This window comes from Pseudomonas sp. EggHat1, from assembly GCF_014892995.1.
Classification (GTDB): domain Bacteria; phylum Pseudomonadota; class Gammaproteobacteria; order Pseudomonadales; family Pseudomonadaceae; genus Aquipseudomonas; species Aquipseudomonas chaetocerotis.
In genome coordinates this window covers 1-1,334 of sequence record NZ_JACKQK010000034.1, presented here as the reverse complement: position 1 = coordinate 1,334, position 1,334 = coordinate 1, and the positions used below count along the sequence as shown (strand labels likewise).

1 protein-coding gene is annotated in these 1,334 nt (G+C 60.3%); it reads left to right on the top strand.

The genetic code is table 11. The features are described from left to right. The first annotated feature begins 22 nt into the window (after nucleotides 1-22). Nucleotides 23-1,066: an IS110 family transposase gene (locus tag INS93_RS24560; RefSeq protein WP_192985855.1), complete on the top strand. Its 1,044-nt coding sequence runs from the start codon at nucleotides 23-25 to the stop codon at nucleotides 1,064-1,066. The last annotated feature ends 268 nt before the right edge of the window (nucleotides 1,067-1,334 follow it).

Below are 1,334 nucleotides of genomic sequence, written 5' to 3'. Positions count from 1 at the left end.
GTTGAAGAATGGGAGAGCTGCCATGAAACGAATTGCAGTTGATCTGGCCAAGTCCGTTTACCAAGTTGCCGAGAGTGTCCGTTCCGGCCAGGTGGTGCAGCGCAAGCGGCTGAACCGAGAGGCGTTCCGGCGATATATACAGGAGCAGGGCGAGCCGGTCGAGTGGGTGATGGAAGCCTGTGGCACAGCGCACTATTGGGGGCGGCTGGCGCAATCGCTCGGTCATCAGGTGAAGCTGCTGCACCCGCGCTACGTGCGGCCCTATCGCCGACGCAACAAGACCGACCGCAATGACTGCGATGCCATGCTCGAAGCGGCGCGCTGCACCGACATTCATCCCGTGCCGGTGAAGAGCCACGATCAGCAACAGCTTCAGCAATTGCACGGGCTGCGGGAAACCTGGAAGAAGAGTCGCACCCAGCGCATCAACCTGCTGCGCGGGATGCTGCGTGAAGCGGGGATCGAAGCCCCGGCATCGACCGCCGCCTTCATCCGGGCTGCCAGTGGGCTGGTTGAGCAGCCTGAACTCGCGCCCCTGAGCCGTCTGCTGCATATCGTTCTGGCCGAGATCAACCTGTATGTGCAGTGCATGGCCGAATGTGAGCAGCAGCTCAAGCGCTGGCATGCTGACGATGAAATCGTGCGCAAACTGGATGAGGTCAGTGGTATTGGGCTGCTGACTGCCAGCGCCCTTACGGCCGCCGTCGGTAAGCCCGAGCGCTTTGCCAGTGGTCGTCAGCTCAGCGCCTGGCTGGGCATGACGCCGCGTGAGTTCAGCAGCGGTAATAGCCGCAAGCTTGGCCATATCAGCCGGCAGGGTAGCGTCTATGTCCGCACGTTATTGATCCACGGTTCGCGCGCGGCTTTGCTGGCGGCCCAGCGATGTCAGTCGCGCACCCCGGAGAAGCTGACCCAACTGCAGCGTTGGGCTGTGCAGACGGCAGAACGTATCGGCCACAACAAAGCGGCTGTAGCACTGGCCAACAAGCTGGTGCGGATCTGCTGGGCGGTGTGGTGCCACGAGCGGCGTTTCAATGGCAATTGGCAGAGCGTAAAGCCCGYCTGACGGCAGGGGTAATCAGAAAGGTGTGATGGTTTTCTTGTGGTTGTGGTGAGCAGCAGCACTGTCGTAACAGGCGAGTCCTGCAGCGGAGCAAGGCCGATAACAACGATGATCCCTGTGATCGATTGAACGCTTGGCCCCCGCTGCGCGAACTACAGAATGGCCAGGGCGGAAAAGTCCAAAAACAGGCCGGATATACGAATGCAACCGCGCTGACGACAGGTGCAAAAGCAAAGCTTTGCTCACTACTTGTGTGGAGAGTCCATATACA